Source organism: Streptomyces rapamycinicus NRRL 5491 (assembly GCF_024298965.1).
GTDB classification, from domain to species: Bacteria; Actinomycetota; Actinomycetes; order Streptomycetales; family Streptomycetaceae; genus Streptomyces; species Streptomyces rapamycinicus.
In genome coordinates, this window is the sequence record NZ_CP085193.1 from 655,567 (window position 1) to 676,179 (window position 20,613).

The following is a 20,613-nucleotide window of genomic DNA, read 5'->3' on the forward strand; positions in this document are numbered from 1 at the left end:
GGAACAATCGCGAGTTTCCGAGCGCACCGGTCGACCGAACCGAACCATCGGCACTCACCCTCCTTCGAGTTCCCGGCGCACGGTGGCCGCGATGCGGGTGAGCGCGGCGCCGAGGTGGCGGCGTTGAGCGGCGCTGAGGGGGTCGAACACGAGTCGCCTCACCTGCGCGACGTGTTCCGGTGCGCTCGCGACGACCTTCTGCCGCCCGGTGTCGGTCAGGGTGGCGAGGGTGTACCGGCCGTCAGTGGGATCGGGCCGTCGCACGACCCAGTCGCGGGCCTCGAAGCGGTCCATCACCTTCGACAGGCGAGGCTGGGTGCTGTCGCATTCCCGGGCCAGGTCGCTGAGTCGCATCGTGGCCTCGTCGGTCATGGACAGCCGGGCCAGAACGCCGTACTCGAAGTTGGAGATGCCGGCATCTCGTTGCAGCTGGCGGTCGAGGGCCGCCGGGAGTGCGATGACGACGGTGAGCAGTGCCTGCCACACGTCTTGCTGATCGTCGTCGAGCCAGGGTGATGGAGTGTCCATGAGCCCCATCGTACTTGCCCGGGCAACTCGAATGACTTGCCTGGGCAAGTCTTGAGGGTTACTTTCTGAGTTGCCCAGGCAAGTGAAAATGGGCATACACACTGGAGGAAAGTGCCATGAAGGCAGTGCGTTACCACGGCTTCGGCGGCAGCGAGGTCCTGCGTTACGAGGACATCGAGCGTCCGGTCCCCGGGACCGGGCAGGTACTGGTGCGGGTGGCGGCCACATCGTTCAACCCGGTCGACGATCACATCCGCGCCGGTGTGCTGGCCGAGATGATCCCGGTCGCGCTCCCGTATGTGCCCGGGATCGATCTGGCGGGCACCGTCGCCGAACTCGGCGCGGAGGTGACGGGCCTGGAGGCCGGTGACCGGGTCGTGGCGATGCTGCCCCTCAACGCCGCCGGTGCGGCCGCCGAGTACGTGCTCGCCCCGGCCGAGGCCCTGGTCGCGGCGCCCCGGACGATCGAGCTGGCCGACGCCGCGGCGCTGCCCCTGACCGGTCTGGCCGCCTGGCAGGCGTTGTTCGAGCTCGCCGAGCTGAAGCCCGGACAGACCGTCCTGGTCAACGGGGCGGGGGGTGCGGTGGGCGGCCTCGCGGTCCAGCTCGCCGTCGACGCGGGGGCGCAGGTGACCGCGGCGGCCGGTCCGCTCCACGCCGAGCGCCTGCGGAGCTACGGAGCGGCCCGGGTCGTCGGCCACCTCGATCCCGCCGAGGGCCCGGCCGCCGTGAGTGGCCCGTTCGATGTCCTGCTGAACCTGGTGCGCGTCACACCGGACGAGGCCGCGCGGCTGTCGCGCTACGTCGCCGACGGCGGGGTCGCCGCGAGCGCGGCCGGCCCGATTCCCGAGGAACCCGCCCGGTCGGTGCGTGCCGCGAACCTGTTCGTCCGCGGCGACGCCGCCCAGCTGACCGAGCTGGTCGCCAGGGTCGATGGCGGCCGGCTCCGGATCCACGTCGCCGCCCGCCGCCCGGTGGCCGAGTCACGCGCGGTGCACGAGGACGCCGCCGCCGGGCGGCTGCCCGGCAAGACCGTCCTGACCGCGCCCTGATCGCCCGGCCGGGACGCACTCACGGATGAGCGGCGTTCGCCGCGACGCTCGGCTCGCGCCGTCCGGCGGGGCCGGGCTGGTCCCGGATGAGCGTGCGCAGCAGGTCCGCCACCAACGCCGCGGCCTCCGAAAGGGGCTGCACCTCGGGGGTGCACAGGGACATCGCGGTGTGGAGCTGGGCATCCGCGAAACGGTAGGCGCGGACCTCGTCGGGGGCGAAGTGGGCTCGGGTCGCCGTGAGCGGCAGGACGGTCACCCCGAGCCCGCTCACCACCGCGTCCCGCAGCACCATGCCCGGCTCGATCTCGGCGACGACCGAACAGTGCAGCCCCGCGGCGTGGAAGGCGGCGTCGGTGATCCGCCGCACGGTGTGCACCTCGCTCGGCAGGATGAAGCCCAGCCGGCTCGCCTCCTTGAGCGTGATGGTGTCGCCACGGTTGGTGACGGGCGGGAGCCTCGCACTGGAGATCAGACAGAAGTCCTCTTCCAGGACGTGCTCGAACACGACCCCCTTCACATAGCCGGGATCGTAGATGAGCGCCATGTCCACCTGTCCGAGCAGCACGGCCTGGCTCATCACCACCGTCAGGTTCTGGATCAGCTGCAGCTGGATGTTCGGATACCGTTCCCGCACCGCCCGCAGCAGTGGTACGGCCAGGCCGGGCGCCATGCTGTACGAGGCGAGGCCGACGGTCACCAGGCCGGCCGGAGTGTCGCCACCGGCGCGCAGGTCGATGCGGGCGGCCTTCTCCAGCCGGAGAATGCCCTGTGCGTAGCGGTAGAGGGAGCGCCCGGACGCCGTGGCCACCACACCGCGGCCGGTGCGTGTCAGCAAACGCGTCTTGACGTCGTGTTCCAGTGCGGAGATGTGCTGGCTGAGCGCCGATTGCGTGATGTGCAGCGAGTCCGCGGCCCTGGTGATGTTGCCGACGTCGACCACTCTGACGAAGTAACCGAGCCTGCGGGTGTCCATCGCGCTCCTCCTCGGAGTTGTCGTCCCGGCGGCCCGGCGCCGCTGCGTGCGGTGGCGTGGTCCTGAACCGGGGCGGCACCGGCCGACGGGCACGAGGCACGCAGGTGAACGTACCCCTCGTGGCCCGCCGGCGGAACAGGGGCGCGGGCGGGCGCGGGCGGGCCACCAGCCGGGGGTCCCGGTCGTGGCGGCCCGCACCCCGTTCACCCGGGCGGTGGCTCACCGCCTCCTCCCGGTGAGAGAACCTCGTAAACGGCGGAATGGTCCTCGCCACCGAGCCCGCGACCGAGTCGACTTCGTGGACAACGACACCACGGCGCAGGACGGCTACGGCCACGGCACGCACGTCGCCACGACCGTCGCCGGCACCACCTACGGCGTGGCCAAGAAGGCGAAGATCGTGGCGGTCCGGGTGCTCGGCGATGACGGGTCCGGCACCACTGCCGGTGTCATCGCGGGCGTGGACTGGATCACCGCCAACCACTCCGGCCCGTCCGTCGCCAACGTATCGCTCGGCGGCGGCGCCAGTACCTCCCTCGACAACGCGGTGACCAAGTCGATCGCGTCCGGGGTGACCTACTCCATCGCGGCCGGCAATTCCAACGCCAACGCCGCGAACTACTCCCCCGCCCGGGTGCCGACCGCCCTCACCGTCGGCGCCACCACCAACACCGACGCGCGGGCGAGCTACTCCAACTACGGCTCGACCGTGGACCTCTTCGCCCCGGGCTCGAACATCACGGCCGGCTGGAACACCTCCGACACCGCCACCTACACGGGCTCCGGGACCTCCTTCGCCGCCCCGCACGTCTCGGGCGCCGCGGCGATCTACCTCTCCGGCCACACCGCCGCCTCCCCGTCCGAGGTGGGGAGCGCGCTGGTGGACGGGGCCACGTCGGGGGCGCTCTCCGGCATCGGTTCGGGCTCGCCCAACAAACTGCTCAAGATCGTGGAGTGACACCCTGATCGGCGCACCGGACCTCCGCTGATCACACCCGCCGCCTGCCGGGTCCCACCCGGCGGGCGGCACTCCGCTGTACGGACCAGACTGTCAACCGACCGATATCCACGGCCCGCACCGGGCCTCACTCAGGCGGAGCCATGACTCTTCACGAATCCCTGCTCGACGCTGTCGGCGACACCCCGCTGGTCAGACTCACGAGGATCGCCTCCGGGGTGCCCGCGCCCGTCTACGCCAAGGTGGAGTTCTTCAACCCCGCCGGCAGCGTCAAGGACCGGGCGGCGCTGGGCATGGTCCTGGCGGCGGAGAAGTCCGGGGCACTGGCGCCCGGCGGTGTCATCGTCGAGGGGACCTCCGGCAACACCGGGATGGCGCTGGCCATGATCGCCGCTCAGCGGGGCTACCGGTCGATCGTCGTCGTCCCGGACCGTACGAGCCCCGAGAAGATCAAGACGCTCAAGGCATACGGCGCCGAGGTGGTCGTCACCACGGGGGCGCTCCCGCGTGAGCATCCGGAACACGTTCGCAACGTCGCCGCGCGCCTGGCCGCGCGGACACCTGGTGCCTGGTACGCCAACCAGTACGACAACCCGGCCAATCCGGAGGCCCACCGGACCACGACCGGCCCCGAGATCTGGGCCGCGACCGGCGGCCGGATCACCCACTTCGTCGTCGGCGTCGGCACGGGCGGAACGGTCACCGGGACCGGCGGCTTCCTCAAGGAGGCCAGCGGCGGCCAGGTCCGGGTGATCGGCGCCGATCCGCTGACGTCCACGTACTCCGGCGGCGACGGAAGTCCGTACTACGTGGAGAGCATCGGCCACTACCTCCACCCGCAGACCGCGGAGGACGAGTACCCGGAGTCGTACGACCAGTCCGTGGTGGACCGGTTCGAGCGGATCGGAGACCGTGAGTCGATCACGATGGTGCGCAGACTGGCCCGCGAGGAGGGCATCCTCGCGGGCGGCTCGGCGGGCACGGCGGTGGCCGCGGCGCTGCGGGTGGCCGCCACCCTCACCCCGGACGACCTGGTGGTGGTCCTGCTCCCGGACTCGGGCCGGGGATATCTGTCGAAGTACTTCGACGACGACTGGCTGCGGCGCTTCGGCTTCCTGGAGGACCTCCCGGGAACGCCGACCGTCGCCGACGCCCTCGGCGACCGCCCGGCCCCCCTCACCGCCCTTCCTTCCACGGCCACCGTGGCCGACGCGCTCACCGCCGCCGGAGCGCTCGTCCCGGTGCGCCTCCCCCGCTCCGGAGACAACGCGACGACGGATGTCTCCGAGGTCATCGGCGCCGTCCGGCCCGATGCGCTCCGCGCCCTGGTGGCGAGGGATCCCTCGGCGTCCGCCGCCCCGCTCCACGACCATCTCCTCCCCTCGCCCCCGGCCGTGGGCATCGGCGAACCCGTCGACGAGGCCGCCGCCCGGCTCGCCACGGGCACCGGCACCGCCTGGGTCCTCATCGACGGCCGTGTGTCCGGCACCGTCACCCACGACGCACTGCGGCGGACCACCGGCCACGTCCCCCCTGCCCGCGCCGCGGGACCGGCGAGCCGGGCGACCTGAGAACGCGTGGTCAGGCGCTTCGTCAGGCGCTTCGGACGCGGCGGATGAGCAAGTACATCTCGCAACCGAGGCAGTAGCCGAAAGCCGCGTTGAGGAAGGCCGCGGCGAGGGCGAGCGCGGTCGCGGCCAGGCCCAGCCAGTGGACGCCGGTGAGGTAGCCGACGGTGCCGACCAGGCCGAAGCCGAGGCCGACGGCCTGCGCGAAGCGGGGTGGCCGGGCGTCCTCCAGCTCACTGGGCGGAGAAAGCCTGGGCCGAACGGCCACTTGGTACAGCCGGCCGTACGGGGAGTACCGCAAGCCGGCGAACGCGCCGAGGGCGAAGACCACGGTCTGCACGGCGAGCAGGGCACCGCTGTCGGCTATCAGTACCGCGGCAAGGACGAGTGTGGTGAGCACGGCGGCGAACCGCTGGCCGCGCGGGTCGATCTGCATGAGCAGGACTCCGGGAGGAGGGAGGGCGGGCGATGACCGGTGCGGGTGTCAGCGACAGCGGGAGGCCGTGGCCCGGCAGAGGTCGACCACACGGCGGCTGGTCAGCCGCGGCGAACGGGGGGAGTCCATGGCGGTCATGCTAGTGCAGCGGTGTCGACGGACGACGGCCGGTTGCCCGGGAAGGGGCCCTGTGGATGCAGACTGGTGGCGTGACCGGTCTGGTGGTGTGTGCCGCGGCGCTCCTTCTGGCGAGCGCCTTCGGAGTCGTGCGTGCGACGCGCGGCGGAAGACTCCGGGCGCGGCCGCGCGATGGCGCGGTGCGTCTGTCGGCGGCGGAGCTCGGGGCCGAGTTGGGGGACCGGGCCACACTGGTCCAGTTCTCCACCGCCTTCTGCCAACCCTGCCGGGCGACGCGGCGGTTGCTGGCGGAGATCGCCGGGACGATGCCGGGTACGGCGCATGTGGAGATCGACGCGGAGGACCGGCTCGAGCTGGTCAGGCGGCTGGGAATCCTGCGGACGCCGACCGTGCTGGTGCTCGACCGGGCCGGCCGGGTCGTCGGCAGGGCATCCGGGCAGCCCCGGCGCGCGGAGGTGCTGGCGGCCATCGGCGAGGCGACCGGGGCCACCACTCCCCCGCCGTGATTGACATTCTCAACGCTCACGCAGAAACTCGATCACATGTATGAGGTCCCGCTCCTTACCAGCGAGCGCTGCGTCGACCTCGTTCGCGTGTCCAGCGCACAGTGTTGATCCTCCACTCGGATCCGCCGCGCCGCCCCGTCATCCGGACACGATTCAACGCCTCGGTCGCGTTCCACGATGTTCGCCTTGACCTGCGAGGGCCTTCGCCCGCCCCGCTCCGTGAAGCGGCACGTCGCCACTCGGTCCGGTTGTCGCACCCATAACCTCCGGGCGCATGAGAGGCCGCGGACGGCCGGCGACGTGTCCGGCCCGCTGTGTGCGGGCCACGCGCTCCCGCGACGGGTGGCGGTTCGGCGGCGCCGTCTCCACCACCCTCCATGACCGGCCCGGCTCATGTCGTGCCGACACCGGCCACGCAGCGATCGGAACCATCATGAGCCTGGAATTTCTCTGGTACATACCCAACACCGTCGAACCGGGCCACCGCGGCGACGACACGACAACCGGCTGGGGGTCCATCGAGTACTCGACCGAGCTTGCCCGATCGGCAGAGGACCACGGCTGGAACGGAGCCCTGCTCGGCACCGGATGGGGGCGCCCGGACACCTTCACCGTCGCCACGGCGCTGGCCGCCCGGACCACGACGTTCAAACCCCTGATCGCGATCCGCCCCGGCTACTGGCATCCGGCGAACTTCGCCAGTGCGGCGGCCACGCTCGACCAGCTCAGCCGGGGACGCGTCCTCGTCAACATCGTCAGCGGGCTGGACAACCCGGCCGCCTACGGCGACACCAATGTCGAACCCCCGCAACGGTACGCCCGCACGCAGGAGTTCCTGCATCTCCTGCGGCGCCTGTGGACCGAGGAGGACGTCACCTTCCGCGGCGAGCAGTTCCAGGTCACCGGCTCAACCGTCGCTCCACGCCCGTACCCCACCGGCGGGCGGACGCATCCGACGCTCTACTTCGGCGGCGCGTCCTCGGCCGCCGAACGGGTGTCGGCGGCCGAGGCCGATGTGCAGCTCTTCTGGGGAGAACCACTCGACGGGCTCGCCGAACGCATCGACCGGCTCAAGGCACTGAGCGAGCAGGTGGGCCGACGGCACAAGCCGCTGGAGTTCGGGCTGCGGATCACGACGCTGGTGCGCGACACCACCGAGGAGGCATGGCGTGCCGCCGAGGAGAAGGTGGCGAAGATGGCATCCGCCGCGGGCGACACCACATGGACGGGGAACCGCAGGACGGCGGTCGGGCAGCAGCGGCTCTTCGATCTCGCCCAGCGCGGAGAGGTGCTCGACACCTGCCTGTACACCACCCCGGGCACGTTCGGCGGTGGCGGAGCGGGGACCACCTGGCTGGTCGGCTCCGCCGACGACGTCGCCCGGGCGCTGCACGGCTACCGCAGGCTCGGCATCACCCACTTCGTCCTGTCCGACACGCCCTACCAGCGGGAGATCAGCCGGATCGGCGACCAACTGCTTCCCCTGCTGGGCGCTTCCGCCCCGGCTCAGCGGCGTTGCCACTCCTCGGCGAGCAGTTCGTAGGAGATGTCGTCGATCTGTTCGCCGTAGTCCCGCGCTTCCGCGCCCGGCTGCTGGAGGAGTCGCCGCTGGAGGGTGACGGCCGGGAACCTCATGACGCGGCCCGTTCCCGGTGCGTCTCGGTGCCGGGGTGGGCAAGGCCGAGGTGGTCGCGCAGGGTCGTGCCCTCGTACTCGGTGCGGAACACACCGCGCTCCTGCAGCAGCGGGACGACGGTGTCCGCGAAGACGTCCAGCCCGCCGGGGGTGATGTGCGGTACCAGGATGAAGCCGTCGCCGGCATCGGCCTGGACGAAGGAGTTGATGGTCTCGGCGACCGTGGCCGGGGAGCCGATGAACGACTGGCGGTTGCCGGTCTCGATGACCAGGTCACGGATGGACCACTTGTTCGCCGCCGCCAGCTCCCGCCACTCCCGGGCGACGGCCAGCGGATCGCGGTACATCCGCACCTGGGCGCGGCCGCGGGCGACGGTGTGTTCACCGGGGTCCGGATCGATGTCGGGGAGCGGGCCGTCGGGGTCGTACGCGGACAGGTCGCGGTTCCAGACGAACTCCAGGTGTTTGATCGCGGTGGCGCCGCTGACCTGCTGGCGGCGTACGTCGTGGGCCAGCTCCCGCGCCTCGGCGTCGGTGTCGCCGAGGACGAACGTGGCGGCGGGCAGGATCAGCAGCTGGTCGTGGGTGCGGCCATGACGGGCGAGGCGGCCCTTGACGTCCGTGTAGAACGCCTGCCCCTCCTCGAGGGTGCTGTACCGGCTGAAGATGGCGTCGGCGCCGGCCGCGGCGAACTCCCTGCCTTCCTCGGAGTCACCGGCCTGGAAGATCACGGGGCGGCCCTGTGGGCTGCGCGGGACGTTGAACTGCCCGGCGATGTCGAAGTGCTGTCCCTGATGGGCGAAGGCGCCGGCCCGCGCGTCGCCGAGGAAAGTGCCGGATGCCTGGTCGGCGACGATCTCGTCACCCTGCCAGGAGTCGAACAGCTCGGTGGCGGTGGCCAGGAACTCCTTGGCCCGGGAATACCGTTCGTCCTGCGGGAGGAAGCCGCCGCGGCGGAAGTTCTCCCCGGTGAAGGCGTCCCACGAGGTGACGACGTTCCACGCGGCGCGCCCGCCCGACAGATGGTCGAGGCTGGCGAACTGGCGGGCCACCTCGTAGGGCTCGTTGAAGGTGGAGTTGATGGTGCCGGTCAGGCCGAGGCGGTCGGTGACGGCGGCGAGCGCGGACAGGACGGTGAAGGTGTCCGGCCGCCCCACCACGTCCAAGTCGTAGATCTCCCCGCCCTGTTCGCGCAGCCGCAGCCCTTCGGCGAGGAACAGGAAGTCGAATTTGGCGCGCTCGGCGGTGCGCGCGAAGTGGGCGAACGAGCTGAACTCGATATGGCTGCCCGCCTCCGGATCACTCCACACCGTGGTGTTGTTGACGCCGGGGAAGTGGGCCGCCAGGTGGATCTGCTTGAGCGGTGTGCTCATGGTCGGTGGTCCCTCCGGCTCAGGCGGTGGCGTAGCGGTTGGCGGGGTGGGCGAGGCCCAGCAGCCCGCGCAGGGTGTCGGCCTCGTAGGACCGGCGGAAGGCGCCGCGGCGCTGGAGTTCGGGCACCACGCCGCGGGTGATCGCCGCGAGGTCGTGGCCGATCACACCGGGGCGCAGCCGGAAGCCCGACAGTCCGGTCCGCTGCCAGGTCAGCAGCAGATCCGCGAGCTGTGCGGGGGTACCGGTGAACACCTTGGCGTCGCTGGTGTACGGGGTGTACGGATGGCCCGCGAGGGCGTCCAGGCGCTCCCGCCGGGCGGCCGCGGCACCCGGTTCGTCGTCGAGGAACACCACCAGGTCGCCGAAGACGTGCAGGGGCTCCGCCGCGCGGCCCGCCGCGGCCTGGGCGGCGCGGATCTCGGCGACGGTGGCGCGGGATTGGTCCGTGTCGTGCGGGGTGATGTAACCGATGTCGGTGGAGCGGGCCACCAGCCGGTAGGGCACGCTCTGATGGGCCAGTGCGCTGACGACCGGCTGTCCCTGGGGTGGCCTGGGGGTGATCGAGGGGCCCTTGACGCTGAAGTGCCTGCCCTCGAAGTCGATGTAGTGCAGCTTGTCGCGGTCGATGAAGCGTCCGGTGGCGACGTCCCGGATCTCGGCGTCGTCCTCCCAGCTGTCCCAGAGGCGGCGTACCACCTCGATGTAGTCGGCGGCCTCCTCGAAGAGGTCCGCGGTCAGCTCCCGGACCGCCGGGGTGTCCAGATCCCCGGGGCCGAAGCGCGGAAGGGTGCGGCGGCCGAAGTGTTCCGCCTCGTGGCGCCGCCTGGACACCCGGATCCGCAGCCCCGCGCGGCCGGTGCTGACGTAGTCCAGGGTGGCGATCGCCTTGGAGATGTGGAACGGCTCGGTGTGGGTGGCGACGACGGTCGGCACCAGCCCGATGTGCCGGGTCAGCGGTGCGACCCGGGAGGCGATGAGCACCGCGTCCAGCCGCCCGCGCACCTGGTCGGTGCGGCCGTCGGGCTCGGTGCGGTGCGAGGACTGGAGCGAGAGCCCGTCCTCGAAGGTCACGAAGTCGAGCAGCCCGCGTTCGGCCTCGGTGACGACGTCGGTCCAGTACGCCGGGTCGAACAGCTCCCGGGGCCGGGCCTCCGGCTCGCGCCATGCGGCCGGATGCCAGCCCGCCCCGTCGAGGGCGACGGCGAGGTGCAAGGGGGTGGATGAGGAATCGGACACGAAGGGTGCCTCCCTGGTCGGCCATGGGTGATCACCGCGCCTCATCGGGAGGGCACGGTGTCCTCGAGGTGATCAGGTCAGCGGCGACAGAGCGCGCCCGCGACGCGCAGCAGGTCGATGTGGTGCCGGGAGTACAGGTGGACGCCCCGGCCCAGGGCCGGAGTCGGCGCGGGCGGGCTGGTCATCGGCCGCGACACCATCGCCTCCCGTTCCCGTTCCCGACGGGCCTTCGGGCCCTGGCTGATATCTCGGAACGCTACGTGAGGCCGGTGACCTCACGCAATCGTGAACTCGGACGGGGTCGCGGCATATTCCCCGACGTCCATGGGTAACCCGACAAAAGTGCGGGCGACCCCGCTGACGCGCTCCACCCCGACGACGGGATCGGTGGAGATGTCCCGGACTGACGGCACGTGGGCACGGGCCCGTCGGCATTCGCGCCCGACGCACCCGCTCCGGCCTCGCCCCCTGACCAGGCGGCTGCACATCGACCTGCTGCGGATCTCCAGTTCCTACCGCCCAGCGGGCCTTCAGAGCACCCTCTGATCGCCACCGTTCGGAGGGCGCGGCCATCGCCTCAGGGGCCCGTGGCGCATTCAGCCACGGGCCCCGTCCACCGTCCGGTACCGGGCTTCGAGCCGCCGGGGCCCCGCCACGCGCCTGGAGAGTCATGCCGGTGCCGGTTCTCGCGCTCTTCACGGGCGTACTGACGGATGAAGCCGAGCCGCTGGTAGACGCGCTGGGAGACGACGTTGTCCCAGCCGGTGTCCAGGACCAGGGCGCGCATGCCCCAGCATCGGGCGCGCCCGATGCCCTCGAGGAGAAGCGCACCGCCGGCTCCGCGGCCACGGTGTTCGGGCAGGACGGCCAGCAGGCGCAGTTCCGCCTCGCCGGGCAGGGCGAGGCGGGCGTACGCGGTGCCGGGGCGCAGCGGACTCGCGGTGCCGATCAGTGTGCCGTTCGGTTCGTCCACGGCCACCAGCAGGTCTCCGGCGGCGGCGCGGCCGGGTGTGTCGCGCAGCAGCGCCAGCCGTTCGGGGCGGGGTGCGCTGTTGCGGCCGCGGAAGCCGTCGACGGTGACGGCCGCGACCCGTTCGTGCTCATGGGCGCGGGCGGTGCGGATGCGGATGTCGCTCATCGGACCGGGGCCTGGGCGTGCCCGAGGCCGAGGTGATCGCGCAGAGTGGTGCCGTGGTACTCCGAGCGGAACACCCCGCGTTCCTGGAGTTCGGGAATCACGGTGTCGACGAACTCGTCCAGTCCGGTGGGGGTGAGGTGCCCGGAGACGATGAACCCGTCGCAGGCGTCGCTCTGCACATGGGTGTTGATCTCTTCGGCCACCTGCGCCGGTGTGCCGACGAAGGCGTGGCGGCCCGTCACCTCGATGACCAGGTCGCGGATGCTCAGCTGCTTCGCCACGGCGACCTGACGCCAGTGGCGTGCCACCGCGAGGGGGTCGCGGTGGTGACGTGCCCGGCCGCGGGTGACACCGGCGGCGTCGGCCAGTGGTTCGACGTCGGGCAGCGGTCCGTCGGGGTCGTAGCCGGACAGGTCGCGTCCCCATACCTGTTCGAGCTGCGCGATCGCTCCCTGCGGGGAAACCTGCTGGAGGCGGATGTGGCGGGCGCGCTCGCGTGCCTCCTCCTGGGTGTCACCCAGCACGAAGGTGGCCTGGGGCAGGATCTTCAGATCTCCGGGAGCACGGCCGTACGCGGCGAGCCGGCCCTTGACGTCGGCGTAGAAGGCCTGACCCATCGCCAGTTCGGCGTGGATGGTGTAGATCGCGTCGGCGGTCGCGGCGGCGAACTCCCGGCCGTCGCCGGAGTTTCCGGCCTGGATCAGCACCGGGTGGCGCTGGGGGCCGTGCGGCACCGTCGGACGCGCGGCGATGTCGAACTGCGGGCCCCGGTGGCGAACCTCGGCGATGGCCCCGTCCTTGACGAAGAGCCCGGCGGCGGGGTCGGCGACCACCGCGTCCGGGGTCCAGGCGTCCCACAGCTCGCGGGCGACCTCGACGAACTCCGCGGCGCGGGTGTACCGGTCGGCGTGGTCCAGGAAGCCGCCGCGGCGGAAGTTCGCGCCGGTGAAGGCGTCCGAGGAGGTGACCACGTTCCATGCGGCGCGCCCGCCGGAGAGGTGGTCAAGCGTCGCGAACTGCCGGGCGAGTTCAAAGGGTTCGTTGAACGTGGCGTTGACGGTCCCGGCCAGGCCGACGCGGTCGGTGACGGCCGCCAGCGCGCTCAGCACGGGCAGGGTGTCGGGTCTGCCGACCACGTCCAGATCGAAGATCTCCCCGCGGTGCTCGCGCAGCCGGAGCCCCTCGGCGAGGAAGAAGAAGTCGAACTTTCCGCGCTCGGCGGTCCGCGCGAGATGGCGGAAGGAGGAGAAGTCGATCTGACTGCCCGAGCGTGGATCGCTCCAGACGGTGTGGCTGTTCACCCCGGGGAAGGCCGCCCCGAGGTGTACCTGCTTGGCGGGTTCGCTCATGCCGGACTCCCGGTGATGACGAGACGGAGAGCGCGCGCGGCGGGCGCGGGCGTGGCCGTCGATGGTGAACGAGCCGGTGCCGACGAGGCCGAGGCGCGGGGTCCCGAGCCGGTGGGGGCACATCGGGCCAGGAGCCGCGGGGCGGTCAGGACGGCGGCGAGACGCCGGGGGTCAGGCATGGCCGCCCCGCTCCGCACGGCCGGTGGCGGGCAGCCACTTGGCGAAGCAGACGCTGTACGGGTCGCGGGAGTAGGGCGGATAGGGAGGGATGCGGTACCAGCCCTCGCGTGCGTAGAGGGCGGCGGCCTCCGGCTGCCGGACACCCGTCTGCAACATCAGCTCCGCGACGCCCCGTTCGGCCGCGGACGCCTCGACGGCGGCCAGGGCCGCCGCGGCCAGCCCCCGGCCACGGTGTCCGGCCCGGACGAAGACGCGCTTGATCTCCCACCGGTCGCCGGGCAGCGCGCGCAGTGAGGCGGTGGCGACGGGTTCGCCGGAGCCGGTGAAGGCGACCCAGGTGACGGCCATCTCGCCGGCGGTGGGCGGAGGCGGCAGATGCGGACGCGGCCCGAAGGCCGCGTAGCGGGGCTTGATCTCCGTGTCCATCAGTGCCCGCAGCTCGGCGGCGGCGGGGTCGTCCCAGCCCACGGCCGCCCATCGGACCCGGTTGGGCGAAGTGGGCGCCGGGTGGGAGGCGGGATTCCCGGTGGGGGATGCGGTCACGTGCGTCGTGTTGGTCACGGTGGTTTCCTCATGGGAGGCGTGGGGCTCCTCGGAGCCGACGCAGACAAGTTGACGCGCCGTCATGCCTCATGGCGCACGGGAGTGCGGCCTCTTACGGGCAGACGGATCACACGCGAAGAAACAGCTGGGATAAGGCGCCCCGGCGGGCAGCCGTCAATGCCTCAACAACACTGCGCGCTCACCACTCGACCGAGGTCGACGTGGTGGCGGGACACCAGAAGCGTGGAGGCCATGGGCGTCACCCAACACCGGCGTTCGTGTGCTGGTCAAGCGGCGACCAGCATACGGAACGGCACCCGGCGGCCGGGCACACCGCGCATCTCACCATGCGGTCCGCTGTTGACCTCGGCGGACGGCGTGTGAGCGTCCCATCCCATGTCGCGGACTCTTCTCTGCACGCGCCGCCGCACGGTCGATCACATGGTGATCACCAGCGCCGCCTGTTTCTCTCACTGACCTCATTCCCGCTCGGGGCCGGCCCGCCTCCTTCCTTCGGCGCGCCCGCCCGCGGCCACCGCTCGGTCGTCGGCACCCAGGAACGGATCGCGGACGACATCACCGGCTGGTGGTCGGCCGGTCTGGTGGACGGCTTCACCCTGCTGCCCGACGCGCTGCCCGACGGCCTGGACACCTTCGTCGACCACGTCGTGCCGATCCTGCGGAAACGCGGCGTCTTCCGCCACGGCTACACGGGCACCACCCTCCGCGACCACCTGGGGCTCCCCGTACCGGCGTCGTCCTACGAGCCCTCCGGGCAGAAGGGGGCCACGGCCCGATGAACACCACCACGGCCCGTCGGGCCGTCTCGGTACGGGATTGTCCTCGACCGCGTACCGGAGCTGACCGCCTCCCTCCCCGCCGACACGGCGCGCCGCGAGGCCGAGCGGGAGCTGCCGTACGGGTCCAATGTGGCACAGGCGCTCCGGCCGCACTTCGGGTTCGTCGAGAAGCTCATCAGCGACAGTGGGAAGGAGGACCGCGAGCGGTGGTTCGCGGCGGCGCTGGCGGGCGAGCTCTTCGGCAACGCCACCGGGGAGGCCACCGCCAAGCACCCCGGCGACATCCACACCGCGCTGGTGCCCGACGGCGACCGCTACCGGCTGAGCGGCACGAAGTACCACAGCACCGGCAGCCTGTTCGCCGACTGGGTGGTCATCGCCGCGAAGGACCACCTCGACCGGCGGGTCCGCGTGGTGCTCCCCCGCGGCCGCCCCGGGCTTCGGCTGATCGACGACTGGGACGGCATGGGCCAGCGCATGACGGCGAGCGGCACCACGGAGCTGGACGACGTGGCGGTGCACCCGCACGAGGTGGTCGTGGACGAGGCCGTGGGGGTGCGCCGGACCCATCTCGGCGCGTACCACCAGCTCTTCCTCGCCGCCGTGGAGACCGGCATCGCCAAGAACGCGGTGCGCGACGCGGTAGGCTACGCCCGCGACCGGGTCCGCGCGGTCCGCCACAGCGGCGTCGACCACGCGGTCCAGGACCCGTTCGTGCAGCACACCGTGGGCGAGATGGCGGCGCTCGGGTACGGGGCCGAGGCCACCGTGGAGCGCGCGGCCGCGGCCATCGACCGCGCTCTCGCCGGCCCCACGGCGAGGACGGTGTGGCGGGCGGTGAACCGGCGCTCGCCGAGGCGGCCACCGAGGTGGCGCAGGCGCAGGTGGTGGCCGCCCAGGCGGCCCTGCGGGCGGCGGAGCGGCTGTACGACGTGGGCGGGGCCTCGGCCACCCGGCGCGAGTTCAACTTCGACCGCCACTGGCGCAACGCGCGCACCCTGGTCAGCCACAATCCGATCGCCCACAAGGCACGTGTGGTGGGCGACTACCTCCTCAACGCCGAACCCCCGCCGCTGACGGGGTTCTTCTGACGATGTCCAAGAGAAGGAAGACACTGAAGACATGACCACGTACCGCACCCTCGGCCGTACCGGCGTGAAGGTCAGCCCCCTGACGCTCGGCGCGATGAACTTCGGCGCCTGGGCCAACCGTGACCACGACGACGCCGTCCAGATCATTCACCGGGCCCTCGACGCGGGCATCAACGTCATCGACACCGCCGATGTGTACTCCCAGGGCGAGAACGAGGAGATCGTCGGCAAGGCGCTGGCGGCCGGCCGCCGCAACGAGGTGTTCCTCGCGACCAAGTTCCACGGCCAGCCCGGGCGGCGGAGCGGGCGGTGCTGCCCGTCGCCGAGCGGTACGGACTGGGTGTCCTGCCGTGGAGCCCGCTGGCCGGTGGCTGGCTGTCCGGTCGCTACCGCAAGGGGGACACGGCACACCCCGTGTCCAGCCGTCTGGAGCGCCAGCCGCACCGGCACGACCCGGAGCTGGCCGCCAACAAGCGCAAGCGGGAGGCGGCGGAGCAGCTCGCCGAGCTGGCCGACGAGGCGGGCCTGTCGCTGATCCACCTGTCGCTGGCGTTCGTGCTGGAGCACCCGGCCGTCTCGACGGTGATCATCGGCCCGCGCACCCAGGAGCACCTGACGAGCCAGCTCGGCGCCGTCGACGTCCGTCTCTCGCGGGACGTGCTCGACCGGATCGACGAGATCGTGCCGCCCGGCACCACGATCAGCCCGGCCGACGAGGGCTACCAGCCGCCGTCGCTCACCGACCCGGCCGCCCGCCGCCGCCCGGCCGTGCGCGACTGACGCGGACCGCCGACCAGGGCTCAGCTCAGGAGCTCAGGAGGTGACCGGAGGCGCGCGGTGCGCACGCGACCACCTCCTTGCCGACGTTCTCGGCCGTCAGCCGGTGTCCTAGCGCTCGTTGGCCACGTCCACGCCCAGCCGGGCGAGCAGTCGCTCGCGCAGCGCGGCGTACTCGGCACCCGCGGGGCGGCGCGGCGCCGGAACCTCCACGGCGAGGTCGGCGGCGATCCGGCCCCCGTCCAGGACCACGATCCGGTCGGCGAGCGCGATGGCCTCGTCCACGTCGTGCGTGACCGGCAGCACGGCGGGACGGTGCCGTTCGTACAGGCGGGCCAGAAGTGCGTGCATACGGGTCCTGGTGAGCGCGTCGAGCGCGCCGAACGGCTCGTCCGCGAGCAGCAGTTCGGGCTCGCGCACCAGGGAGCGGACCAGCGAGACCCGCTGCTGTTCGCCGCCCGACAGCTCCACCGGCCGGGCGTCCTCCCGCCCGGCCAGGCCCACCTCGGCGAGCGCGGTGCGTGCCCGCTCCTCGGCGTCCCCGCCCGTGAGCCCCAGTGCCACATTGGCCAGCACCCGTTTCCACGGCAGGAGCCTGGCGTCCTGGAAGACGACCGACACATGGGCGGGCGCGCTCAGTACGCCTTCGCCACCGGCGTCGTGGTCGACTCCGGCGAGCGCCCGCAGCACGGTGCTCTTGCCGGAGCCACTGCGGCCGAGCATGGCCACGAACTCCCCGGCGCGCAGGCTCAGTTCGAGCCCGTCCAGCACCTTGCGCCCCGCCGAAGTCAAGTACGAGCCCTTCGATGCGGACGGCCGTCCCGGCCTCCGGGGCGGTGGCCGTCAGCCCGCCAGTGTGCGTCGCCATGACAGGACCTTCCTCTCCACGAGCGGCCACCTCACGGGTGCCGCGCGGGCCGGGGCTCCTCCGCCGTCGCGGGGCCGGGCCCCGGGGTGGCCCGGCCGCGCCCGGTCAGTCGGCGGCCAGTCCGGTCCGCCAGCTGGGTATCGAGGGCTTCCAGTCGAGCGCCTGGCGTATGCGGTCGTTGGACGCGCCGCGCATGGCGGTCAGCTGGTGGGCGGTGAGCCAGCCCAGCAGCCGCTCGGCCAGTGGCGCCGGCACCGTACGGGGCGGGAGCCCTCCGAGCAGCCGGGCGTACTCGGGCAGCCAGACCGCGGCCTCCGCCGGGTCGTCGTCGGCCACGTTGAACACACCGTCGGCATCCGCCTCGACGGCACGGACCGCGGCCCGTGCGGCGTCCTCGACATGGAGGAACGAGGTGACGCCGGTGGCGGACTCGGGCAGTGGCAGCCTGCCGCGCGCCACCGCGCCGCGGATCGCGCCGTCCCGGTGGTAGAGCGTGCCCGGCCCGTACAGGGTCCCGTGGCGCAGCACGATGCCGGAGAGGTTCGCGGCGCCCAGTACCCGGCGCTCCAGTTCGCTGATCGCGCGGGCGGTGAGCGCCCAGCCCGGATCCGGTGCGTCGACATGGAGCGGCGCGTCCTCGGTGAGCACCGGCCCGCCGCGGGGGGCCGTGGCGAACGCGATGCTCTGGGCCACCATCCGTCGTGCTCCCGCCGCCTCGGCGGCGGCGATCAGATGCGCGGTGCCTTCGGTGCGCAGCCGGGCGGTGCGCTCCAGGCCCTCCGCGGTGGGCCCGCGCAGCGCGGTCAGCTGATGCACCACCACCTCGGGCCGGGCCGAGACCACCGCCGCGCGCACCGCCTCGGGGTCCAGTGCGTCGGCCACCACGACGCCGTCCAGGCCCGGCCCGGCCGCCCCGGACACCTCACGTACCAGCGCGGTCACATGGTGGCCGCGGGCGCTGAGCAGCGGGACCAGCGCCCGGCCGATCACACCGGTGGCCCCGGCGACGAGGACCCGTGCCGTCATGCCGCACCTCCCCCGGCTCGCATCAGCAGTCGGCAGGCGGGATCGCCGTCCCGCAGACACGCGGTGGCACAGTTACGGGTGAGTTCGACCCCGAGCCCCTCCGACCAGCCGGCGTGGATGTCGGTGCACGGGCACTCGTAGCCGTCGAGCGAACCGGCCATCCGGACCATGGTCACGGCGAAGTTCTGCCGCATGGTCAGCTCGATATCGCCGTCCGGGAGCACCGCGGTCCCCCCGTCGCGCAGTTCGTTCGGGAACATCCACTCGGAGCAGGCGTCGTACCGGCGGCGGAGTTCCTCGAGGTCGGCGGCCGGTTTTCCGCCGAACTGACGGCGGATCCGCTTGCCCACCTGGACGGCCACATACCGCAGCGCCTCGGCGTTGATCTCATTCGCCACGTCGTGTCCGAACCTCTTCGCCACGCCCTGGTACCAGCGCGCGTCGTGCAGCCACCACTGCCGGTACACGTCCATGGTCCTCGGGCGGGGGCCCGTGCCGGGGCTCGTGCCAGGGCTCGTGCCGGAGCCCGTGCCGGAGCCCGTGCCGGGGCTCGTGCCGGGGCTCGTATGGTCGAGCGCGGTCATCGCACCTTCCCGTCCAGTTCGCCGTCGGCCACCCGGGCCCGGAACCGCTCGCGCATCTCCCGCTTGAGCACCTTGCCGGTGGCTCCCTTCACCACCTCGCTCGCGTCCATCCGGAGCGCACCGGTCAGCTGCGGGAAGCCTTCGGCGGCCAGCACCCGGTTGACGTCGGCCGTCCACCGGGCGTCGTCCCTGTCCGCGTCCCCCACGTCCGCCGCGTCCGCGCGCACCTGCAGCAGGGCGTAGGCGTCGGCGGTCCCGTCGCCGTCCCAGTCCGCGCTCACGCCCTCGGGCGCGACCGCCACCACCGTGCAGTCCTCGAGCCCGGGCAGCTCGCGCAGCAGCAACTCCTCGGTGCGGGTGCTGAACACGATGCCCGCGGCGGTGCGGATCGCGTCCGGCACGCGGTCCAGGTGGTAGAAGTTTCCCTCCTCGTCCCGGTAGGACAGATCACCGGTGAGCCAGTAGCCACCGAGCCGCAGCCGGTGGAAGGTCAGCGAGTCGTTCCAGTATCCGGGGGTGAGCGTGGGTGAGCGCACACCGAGGCGGCCGACCTCGCCGGGCGGCAGCGGTGTGCCGTCCTCGGAGAGCACCGCCGCCTCGGCGAAACTCATCGGTTTGCCGACGCAGCGGGAGAACGACGACTTGCCGGGCCGGTGTCCGTTGTGGAAGAGCGAGTAGCCGGTCTCGGAGGAGCCGAGTCCGTCGGTGAAGACGGATCCGGAGACCCGGCGGCGCTTCAGGTCCCGGCCGACCGTGTCATGGCTGCCCTGCTCGATCAGCGCCCTGATATGGGTCTCGTGCGCCGCGTCCCCGGTGTTGTACCACGCCTCCACGCTGGACAGATCGCGCACGGAGAGATCCTGGGCGGCCATCTCCCCGTAGGTTCCGGCGAACGCGAACACCGTGGTGGGGCGGAACGACTCCATGGCGTCCAGGACGTCGACCCCTCGCTGGCTGGACAGCATGCGGACGGGCGAGCGCAGCAGGAAGCCGAACAACATGACCGAGATGGCTGCGTTGTGCGAGCCGGGCAGCGCGACCAGCAGCCTGCCCATCGCGGAGCCGACGGACAGCTTCAGCCGGTGCAACTGCGCGTACAGCAGGGTTTCGTGGGTGTGCGGTACGGCCTTGGGCATACCGGTGGTGCCCGAGGAGTGGGAGATGATGATCGGGTCGGTGGCGTGGTGGGCGTACGGGTAGCCCGTGGGGAGGGCTTCGCGGTGCTCAGCGCGGATGTCGGCCGCCGTGACGCAGAAGCCGAGGCCCAGTTCGGCCCGGTCGCGGGCCAGGACCGCGTGGTGGGCCTGGTCGGTGATGGCGCCGACCGCGCCCTGGCGCCGTACGTACTCGCGGGCGATCTCCGGGCGGAGGTTGCCGTTGACGAAGGAGGGGATCGCGCCGAGGGAGGTGAGGGCGAGGAAGTTGATGGCGAACTCGGTGCTGGACCAGGTCTGGATTGCCACCGGGTCACGGGGCCCGACACCCTGAGCGTGGTACCAGCTCGCGTAGATCTCCACGGCCTCGTGCAGCTCGCCCAGGGTCAGTACCTCGGGGTGGCCGCCGTCCGGGGCCTGCCAGGTGGCGTCGGTCCACAGGACCTGCTCGTCGAACGATCTGCCGTACGCCTTCAGCCGGTGGATCACGTTCCCGGCCCCCAGGGCGGCGTCCTCGCTGATCCGCGCGCGTTCCTGCTTGGTGATCATGGTGTGGTCCTACCTTTCAGATGTGGGTCTGACCTGGTCGTTCGTAAGATCGGAGGGCCCAGGGGTTCTGGGTATGGCTGGCATGGTGGAGACCGTTCGATGGCTCGAGGAACTTGGCCGCCCGGAGCCCCGCGACGACTCGACCGCCAA

19 protein-coding genes and 4 pseudogenes are annotated in these 20,613 nt (G+C 72.1%); 9 read left to right on the top strand and 14 right to left on the bottom strand.

The window, feature by feature from the left end:
• Positions 1 to 54 precede the first annotated feature (54 nt).
• Positions 55 to 528, bottom strand: a complete 474-nt coding sequence (locus LIV37_RS02920) for a MarR family winged helix-turn-helix transcriptional regulator (protein WP_020865596.1) — start codon at positions 526 to 528, stop codon at positions 55 to 57.
• Positions 529 to 644: 116 nt separating this feature from the next.
• Here LIV37_RS02920 and LIV37_RS02925 point away from each other — a divergent pair, with 116 nt between their 5' ends.
• Complete coding sequence (locus tag LIV37_RS02925; protein WP_020865597.1) at positions 645 to 1,580, top strand: NADP-dependent oxidoreductase; 936 nt, start codon at positions 645 to 647, stop codon at positions 1,578 to 1,580.
• 19 nt (positions 1,581 to 1,599) lie between these two features.
• Here LIV37_RS02925 and LIV37_RS02930 read toward each other — a convergent pair whose 3' ends face one another.
• A complete protein-coding gene (locus tag LIV37_RS02930) occupies positions 1,600 to 2,553 on the bottom strand; it encodes a LysR substrate-binding domain-containing protein (RefSeq protein WP_020865598.1) in 954 nt (317 codons plus the stop codon).
• A 274-nt stretch (positions 2,554 to 2,827) separates the two neighbouring features.
• Here LIV37_RS02930 and LIV37_RS02935 point away from each other — a divergent pair.
• Together LIV37_RS02935 and LIV37_RS02940 are read left to right on the top strand one after the other, a co-directional pair.
• Positions 2,828 to 3,511, top strand: a pseudogene (locus LIV37_RS02935) (S8 family peptidase); the annotation flags it as partial.
• A gap of 143 nt (positions 3,512 to 3,654) precedes the next feature.
• Positions 3,655 to 5,082, top strand: a complete 1,428-nt coding sequence (locus LIV37_RS02940) for a PLP-dependent cysteine synthase family protein (RefSeq protein WP_020865600.1) — start codon at positions 3,655 to 3,657, stop codon at positions 5,080 to 5,082.
• A gap of 22 nt (positions 5,083 to 5,104) precedes the next feature.
• On the opposite strand, the gene LIV37_RS02945 is transcribed toward LIV37_RS02940, so the two are convergent.
• A complete protein-coding gene (locus LIV37_RS02945) occupies positions 5,105 to 5,515 on the bottom strand; it encodes a DUF4395 domain-containing protein (protein ID WP_020865601.1) in 411 nt (136 codons plus the stop codon).
• A gap of 194 nt (positions 5,516 to 5,709) precedes the next feature.
• Between LIV37_RS02945 and LIV37_RS02950 the strand changes: the two genes are divergently transcribed.
• Together LIV37_RS02950 and LIV37_RS02955 are read left to right on the top strand one after the other, a co-directional pair.
• Positions 5,710 to 6,159 (top strand): TlpA family protein disulfide reductase, encoded by a 450-nt coding sequence (locus LIV37_RS02950; protein WP_214662963.1) that lies wholly within the window; start codon positions 5,710 to 5,712, stop codon positions 6,157 to 6,159.
• A gap of 433 nt (positions 6,160 to 6,592) precedes the next feature.
• Positions 6,593 to 7,702, top strand: coding sequence for an LLM class flavin-dependent oxidoreductase (locus LIV37_RS02955; RefSeq protein ID WP_121826269.1), 1,110 nt, complete (start codon positions 6,593 to 6,595; stop codon positions 7,700 to 7,702).
• Here LIV37_RS02955 and LIV37_RS51670 read toward each other — a convergent pair.
• The 7 genes from LIV37_RS51670 to LIV37_RS02980 form a co-directional block, all read right to left on the bottom strand.
• Positions 7,666 to 7,794 (bottom strand): hypothetical protein, encoded by a 129-nt coding sequence (locus LIV37_RS51670; protein ID WP_020865604.1) that lies wholly within the window; start codon positions 7,792 to 7,794, stop codon positions 7,666 to 7,668. The genes LIV37_RS02955 and LIV37_RS51670 overlap by 37 nt on opposite strands.
• Positions 7,791 to 9,167 (bottom strand): NtaA/DmoA family FMN-dependent monooxygenase, encoded by a 1,377-nt coding sequence (locus tag LIV37_RS02960; protein ID WP_020865605.1) that lies wholly within the window; start codon positions 9,165 to 9,167, stop codon positions 7,791 to 7,793. Before LIV37_RS02960 ends, LIV37_RS51670 begins: the two co-directional genes overlap by 4 nt.
• A 19-nt stretch (positions 9,168 to 9,186) precedes the next feature.
• Entirely contained in the window at positions 9,187 to 10,404 is a 1,218-nt protein-coding gene (locus LIV37_RS02965) for an LLM class flavin-dependent oxidoreductase (RefSeq protein ID WP_121825876.1), read from the bottom strand.
• Positions 10,405 to 10,481: 77 nt separating this feature from the next.
• Positions 10,482 to 10,589, bottom strand: a complete 108-nt coding sequence (locus tag LIV37_RS52010; protein WP_309471128.1) for a putative leader peptide — start codon at positions 10,587 to 10,589, stop codon at positions 10,482 to 10,484.
• Between the two features lie 392 nt (positions 10,590 to 10,981).
• Positions 10,982 to 11,542, bottom strand: coding sequence for a GNAT family N-acetyltransferase (locus tag LIV37_RS02970; protein WP_020865609.1), 561 nt, complete (start codon positions 11,540 to 11,542; stop codon positions 10,982 to 10,984).
• A complete protein-coding gene (locus LIV37_RS02975) occupies positions 11,539 to 12,891 on the bottom strand; it encodes an NtaA/DmoA family FMN-dependent monooxygenase (protein WP_121826268.1) in 1,353 nt (450 codons plus the stop codon). Before LIV37_RS02975 ends, LIV37_RS02970 begins: the two co-directional genes overlap by 4 nt.
• Before the next feature lie 171 nt (positions 12,892 to 13,062).
• Positions 13,063 to 13,632 carry a GNAT family N-acetyltransferase gene (locus LIV37_RS02980; RefSeq protein ID WP_158634951.1) on the bottom strand — a complete coding sequence of 190 codons (570 nt, stop codon included), beginning with the start codon at positions 13,630 to 13,632 and terminating at the stop codon, positions 13,063 to 13,065.
• Positions 13,633 to 13,994: 362 nt separating this feature from the next.
• On the opposite strand from LIV37_RS02980, the gene LIV37_RS02985 reads away from it, so the two are divergent.
• The 4 genes and pseudogenes from LIV37_RS02985 (at position 13,995) to LIV37_RS02995 (ending at position 16,285) form a co-directional block, all read left to right on the top strand.
• Positions 13,995 to 14,414 carry a hypothetical protein gene (locus tag LIV37_RS02985; protein WP_020865612.1) on the top strand — a complete coding sequence of 140 codons (420 nt, stop codon included), beginning with the start codon at positions 13,995 to 13,997 and terminating at the stop codon, positions 14,412 to 14,414.
• A gap of 129 nt (positions 14,415 to 14,543) precedes the next feature.
• A pseudogene (locus tag LIV37_RS02990) lies at positions 14,544 to 15,203 on the top strand (acyl-CoA dehydrogenase family protein); the annotation flags it as partial.
• A gap of 98 nt (positions 15,204 to 15,301) precedes the next feature.
• On the top strand, positions 15,302 to 15,505 hold the full coding sequence (locus LIV37_RS52465; RefSeq protein ID WP_373920585.1) for a hypothetical protein: 204 nt from the start codon (positions 15,302 to 15,304) through the stop codon (positions 15,503 to 15,505).
• 31 nt (positions 15,506 to 15,536) lie between these two features.
• Positions 15,537 to 16,285: pseudogene (locus tag LIV37_RS02995) on the top strand (aldo/keto reductase).
• A gap of 108 nt (positions 16,286 to 16,393) precedes the next feature.
• Here LIV37_RS02995 and LIV37_RS03000 read toward each other — a convergent pair.
• From LIV37_RS03000 to LIV37_RS03015, 4 genes and pseudogenes are all read right to left on the bottom strand, one after another.
• A pseudogene (locus LIV37_RS03000) lies at positions 16,394 to 17,150 on the bottom strand (ABC transporter ATP-binding protein).
• Between the two features lie 105 nt (positions 17,151 to 17,255).
• Positions 17,256 to 18,176 carry an NAD-dependent epimerase/dehydratase family protein gene (locus LIV37_RS03005; RefSeq protein ID WP_020865616.1) on the bottom strand — a complete coding sequence of 307 codons (921 nt, stop codon included), beginning with the start codon at positions 18,174 to 18,176 and terminating at the stop codon, positions 17,256 to 17,258.
• Entirely contained in the window at positions 18,173 to 18,760 is a 588-nt protein-coding gene (locus tag LIV37_RS03010; protein ID WP_309471129.1) for a hypothetical protein, read from the bottom strand. The genes LIV37_RS03005 and LIV37_RS03010 overlap by 4 nt, the downstream gene beginning before the upstream one ends.
• Positions 18,757 to 20,463 carry a class I adenylate-forming enzyme family protein gene (locus tag LIV37_RS03015; protein ID WP_020865618.1) on the bottom strand — a complete coding sequence of 569 codons (1,707 nt, stop codon included), beginning with the start codon at positions 20,461 to 20,463 and terminating at the stop codon, positions 18,757 to 18,759. The genes LIV37_RS03010 and LIV37_RS03015 overlap by 4 nt, the downstream gene beginning before the upstream one ends.
• Positions 20,464 to 20,613 lie beyond the last annotated feature (150 nt).

Bases quoted from the DNA above. Each gene is read 5' to 3' on its own strand.
- LIV37_RS02920 (WP_020865596.1), bottom strand. From the start codon at position 528: ATGGACACTCCATCACCCTGGCTCGACGACGATCAGCAAGACGTGTGG.
- LIV37_RS02925 (WP_020865597.1), top strand. From the start codon at position 645: ATGAAGGCAGTGCGTTACCACGGCTTCGGCGGCAGCGAGGTCCTGCGT.
- LIV37_RS02930 (WP_020865598.1), bottom strand. From the start codon at position 2,553: ATGGACACCCGCAGGCTCGGTTACTTCGTCAGAGTGGTCGACGTCGGC.
- LIV37_RS02940 (WP_020865600.1), top strand. From the start codon at position 3,655: ATGACTCTTCACGAATCCCTGCTCGACGCTGTCGGCGACACCCCGCTG.
- LIV37_RS02945 (WP_020865601.1), bottom strand. From the start codon at position 5,515: ATGCAGATCGACCCGCGCGGCCAGCGGTTCGCCGCCGTGCTCACCACA.
- LIV37_RS02950 (WP_214662963.1), top strand. From the start codon at position 5,710: ATGCAGACTGGTGGCGTGACCGGTCTGGTGGTGTGTGCCGCGGCGCTC.
- LIV37_RS02955 (WP_121826269.1), top strand. From the start codon at position 6,593: ATGAGCCTGGAATTTCTCTGGTACATACCCAACACCGTCGAACCGGGC.
- LIV37_RS51670 (WP_020865604.1), bottom strand. From the start codon at position 7,794: ATGAGGTTCCCGGCCGTCACCCTCCAGCGGCGACTCCTCCAGCAGCCG.
- LIV37_RS02960 (WP_020865605.1), bottom strand. From the start codon at position 9,167: ATGAGCACACCGCTCAAGCAGATCCACCTGGCGGCCCACTTCCCCGGC.
- LIV37_RS52010 (WP_309471128.1), bottom strand. From the start codon at position 10,589: ATGACCAGCCCGCCCGCGCCGACTCCGGCCCTGGGCCGGGGCGTCCAC.
- LIV37_RS02970 (WP_020865609.1), bottom strand. From the start codon at position 11,542: ATGAGCGACATCCGCATCCGCACCGCCCGCGCCCATGAGCACGAACGG.
- LIV37_RS02975 (WP_121826268.1), bottom strand. From the start codon at position 12,891: ATGAGCGAACCCGCCAAGCAGGTACACCTCGGGGCGGCCTTCCCCGGG.
- LIV37_RS03005 (WP_020865616.1), bottom strand. From the start codon at position 18,176: ATGACGGCACGGGTCCTCGTCGCCGGGGCCACCGGTGTGATCGGCCGG.
- LIV37_RS03010 (WP_309471129.1), bottom strand. From the start codon at position 18,760: ATGACCGCGCTCGACCATACGAGCCCCGGCACGAGCCCCGGCACGGGC.
- LIV37_RS03015 (WP_020865618.1), bottom strand. From the start codon at position 20,463: ATGATCACCAAGCAGGAACGCGCGCGGATCAGCGAGGACGCCGCCCTG.